Source organism: Escherichia sp. XD33 (assembly GCF_019375075.1).
Classification (GTDB): domain Bacteria; phylum Pseudomonadota; class Gammaproteobacteria; order Enterobacterales; family Enterobacteriaceae; genus Enterobacter; species Enterobacter flexneri_A.
The window spans coordinates 1-3,753 of sequence record NZ_JAENDM010000120.1; the positions used below are offsets into that span (position 1 = coordinate 1).

Sequence of the window (3,753 nt, forward strand, 5' to 3'; positions counted from 1 at the left end):
TCTTCCAGCTCTGCCACACGGAGCGCCAGTTCTTCTTTCGTCCCCGTCAGGCTGACATCACGGTTCAGTTGCTCACCCAGCGACCGGAGACGGGCAATCAGTTCATCTTTCGTCATGGACTCCTCCTCAGAGAGACAATGGCCCCGAAGGGCCATGATTACGCCAGTTGAACGGACACGAACTCATCAGGATCAGCCAGCAGCATCAGCGGTGCTGACTGAATCATGGTGAACTCTCGCGCCGGATCGCCGGATGTCTTCCAGTTTTTCGGATAACGGGGAGACGCATTAATACCCTCACTCAATGCATCTGCATCCTGAATACAGCCATAGGTGCGCAGACCGCGTGCATGAGTGTTACCCAGCACCATCGTGTTGTCCGGCAGGAAGTTCTTTTTGACGCCGTTTTCCACGTACTGTCCGGAATACACGACGATGGCTACATCGCCATACATTCCCTTATAGGAAACCGCTTTGCCCAGGTCTTTTACCGCTGTCTCCAGCTCGGAATGAGAGCCGCGACGGGTATCCAGCTTCTCCCTGACGGCCTTGAAGGAACGGAACAGCGCCCAGCCTTTCGGGTCAAACACGATGATATTCACCACACCGCTGGCGTTCAGCGCGTAGGCTTCGATATCGTCGGTCGGGTCATACGTGGACTTGTCACGCTTGCTCCACTCCGTGCCGCCGGACTGTGTGATGTTGTTCGCCGCACTGCGGCCCATATCCACCTCAACCGGATCGAAGGCTTCACCGGTCATGGTGTATTTGCCCTTGAGCACGGCAGAAACTGCCTGCATCTCTTCGACCTGAGCAATGGCCAGCTCTTCGTCACGCATGTTCTGCATGATGATGCGACGGCGGCGGTAAGCCGGGTCCGCCAGATTCTGCGGATCTTCATCCGGCAGGCGACGCAGGGTCATCTGCGGATTCACCTCATGCTTCGGCTTGACATATCCCGGTGTAAATTCAGAGGTGGAGCCGCCACGGGAGCGGATAACCTCACCGGAAACAATCGGCGAAACGTACAGCGCCATGTTTACCAGTCCCGGAATTTGTGAGAGATAGACTTTCTCCGTGGTGAAGGGATAGCTCTCACGGAAAAAGAGACGCAGAAACAGCGGATCAAACTTAAATTTCTGCTCATTTGCCGCCAGCAGCTGGGCGGTTGTGTACATCGACATAAAAAAATCCCGTAAAAAAAGCCGCACAGGCGGCCTTTAGTGATGAAGGGTCAGGTTAAACGATGCTGATTGCCGTTCCGGCAAACGCGGTCCGTTTTTTCGCCTCGTCGCTGGCAGCCTCCGGCCAGAGCACATCCTCATAACGGAACGTGCCGGACTTGTAGAACGTCAGCGTGGTGCTGGTCTGGTCAGCATCAACCGCCAGAATGCCAACGGCAGCACCGTCGGTGGTGCCATCCCACGCAACCAGCTTACGGGTGGAGGTATCCGGCATCAACGGGGTCATTGCTGGCGTTTTCTTACTCAATCCGCCGGGCGCGGTTGCCGTATGTGCCGGGTCACTGTTGCCCAGCGGCTGGTAATGGGTAAAGGTTTCTTTGCTCGTCATAAACATCCCTTACACTGGTGTGTTCAGCAAATCGTTAACGGCATCAGATGCCGGGTTACCTGCAGCCAGTGGTGCCGGTGCCCCCTGCATCAGACGATCCAGCGCAGTGTCACTGCGCGCCTGTGCACTCTGTGGTGCAGCTGCCAGAATGCGGCGGGCCGTTTCCACGGTCATACCGGGGGTTTCGGCCAGCACACGTGCCTGTTCTTCGCGTCCGTGAGCCTCCTCACAGTTGAGGATCCCCATAATGCGGCTGTTTTCTGCCGCAACCGCAGCGGTGATCTGCGCGTTCACGTCCGGCTGCGCCGCGCTGGCGTTTTCGCCCTCCGTCGCTGGCACCACGTCAGTAACGTCAGCCTGCGAAGCAGTGGCTGAAACAGTTGTTGATTGAGTCTCTTTGGTCATTCGCCCTCCTGAGAGACGGGATTTACGTGCATCCAGTGCATCACGCATGACGGTGATCGCATCGGTGCTGTTAACAAGTTCATCAGCCAGTCCGGCATCAATGGCCTCCTGACCGCTGTACACTGCAGCCTCGGTATCCAGCACAGCCTGCACGGACAGGCCGGTATATGCCGACACCTTCTGTGCAAACATCCGGCGGGTTGCGTCCATCCGGGACTGCAGTGTCTCCCGGACGTCATCCGGAAGATGGCTGTAGGGGTTGCCATCCACCTTATGGCTGCCGCTGTAAATCAGCGTGATTTCCACGCCCTGTTTCTCCAGCGCAGCACCGTAATTACTGTGAGCCATCATGACGCCGATGGAGCCTGTCCGGGCGGTCTGCGTGACCAGACGCCGGGAGGCGGCGCTGGCAAGCAGCTGACCTGCACTGCAGTTCATGTCGTTGGCCAACGCCCATACCGGTTTTATGTCACGCACACGGGCGATGATGTCAGCGCAGTCAAATGCCCCCGCCACCATCCCGCCGGGCGTGTCCATATCGAGCAGAATGCCGTCCACCATCGGGTCGCTGGCAGCCTGTTGCAGACGGGCGATAATGCCGTTGTAACCGGTCATCCCCGAATACGGCTGCAGCGCCCGCGTCCGGCTGACCAGCGTGCCGGACACCGGCAGCACGGCGATGCCGTTCATGATCTGATAACTGCGGGCCTGTCGTGGTCCGTCATCATCACCGGATAACACCAGCGTCGCGGGTGCCTCTCCGGCAGCCAGGCTGTCACCGGACACCGCATCCGTCAGGCGGCTGATCCCAAGCTGGCCTGCAAGCGCACAAAAGAAAACCCGCGCATAGGCGGGTTCAAGCATCAGCGGCTCATTAAAGGCCATGCTGGCAATATGCGGGAGATTACGCAGCTCTGCTGTCACTCTTCTCCTCCTCTGTTGATTGTCGCAGCCCGGATTCAAATGCCGCAGCCGCCCAGGCGGGCGGTTTAAGACCGGCTGCGCGGCGCTCCATCGTTTCACGGACCTGCTGGGCAAAAATTTCCTGATAGTCGTCGCCGCGTTTTGCGCACTCTTTCTCGTAGGTGCTCAGTCCGGCTTCTATCAGCATCACCGCTTCCTGTACTTCTTTCAGACCATCGATGGCCATACGACCGGAGCCTATCCAGTCGCAGTTCCCCCAGGCACTGCGGGCTTCCTGAAAACTGAAGCGCGCTTTTGAAGGTAACGTCACCACGCGGCGAACGATGGCCTCTTCCAGCCAGCACAGAAACATCTGGCTCGCCTGACGGGATGCGACGAATTTTCGCCGCCCCATAAAGTGCGCCCACGACTCGTTCGCGCTGGCCCGTGCCGTGGAGTAGCTCATCTGGGCGTAATTCCGGGAAAGCTGCTCATACGAGACACCCAGCCCGGCAGCGATATACCGCAGCAGTGACTGCTCAAACACGGAGTAGCCGTTATCCGTGTCCTGAGCCGTCTGCAGGTTCAGTGAGTCACCCGGCATCAGGTGCGGCACTTTTGCACCTCCCAGCCGGACCGGTGCTGCGGCGTAATACGCGGCAATTTCACCAATCCAGCCGGTCAGCCTTTCCCGCTGCTCCTGACTGTTCGCGCCCAGAATAAAATCCATCGCTGACTGCGTATCCAGCTCACTTTCAATGGTGGCGGCATACATCGCCTTCACAATGGCGCTCTGCAGCTGCGTGTTCTGCAGCGTGTCGAGCATCTTCATCTGCTCCATCACGCTGTAAAACACATTTGCACCGCGGGTCTG

5 protein-coding genes are annotated in these 3,753 nt (G+C 58.3%); all 5 read right to left on the minus strand.

The features are described 5' to 3' along the window. Positions 1-116, minus strand: a 116-nt coding sequence (gene gpFI, locus K0778_RS25110; RefSeq protein WP_001444318.1) for a DNA-packaging protein FI, incomplete at its 3' end; no start/stop codon positions are given. 41 nt (positions 117-157) lie between these two features. After that, positions 158-1,183, minus strand: a complete 1,026-nt coding sequence (locus tag K0778_RS25115; protein WP_000063260.1) for a major capsid protein — start codon at positions 1,181-1,183, stop codon at positions 158-160. A gap of 55 nt (positions 1,184-1,238) precedes the next feature. Then, positions 1,239-1,571: a head decoration protein gene (locus tag K0778_RS25120; RefSeq protein WP_130090514.1), complete on the minus strand. Its 333-nt coding sequence runs from the start codon at positions 1,569-1,571 to the stop codon at positions 1,239-1,241. A 9-nt stretch (positions 1,572-1,580) separates the two neighbouring features. After that, the gene (locus K0778_RS25125; RefSeq protein ID WP_130090515.1) at positions 1,581-2,900 is read right to left on the minus strand and encodes a S49 family peptidase; all 1,320 of its coding nucleotides are present in this window, start codon (positions 2,898-2,900) and stop codon (positions 1,581-1,583) included. Beyond that, the coding region (locus tag K0778_RS25130; protein ID WP_153449159.1) for a phage portal protein at positions 2,881-3,753 on the minus strand (873 nt) is incomplete at its 5' end. The genes K0778_RS25125 and K0778_RS25130, both read right to left, overlap by 20 nt.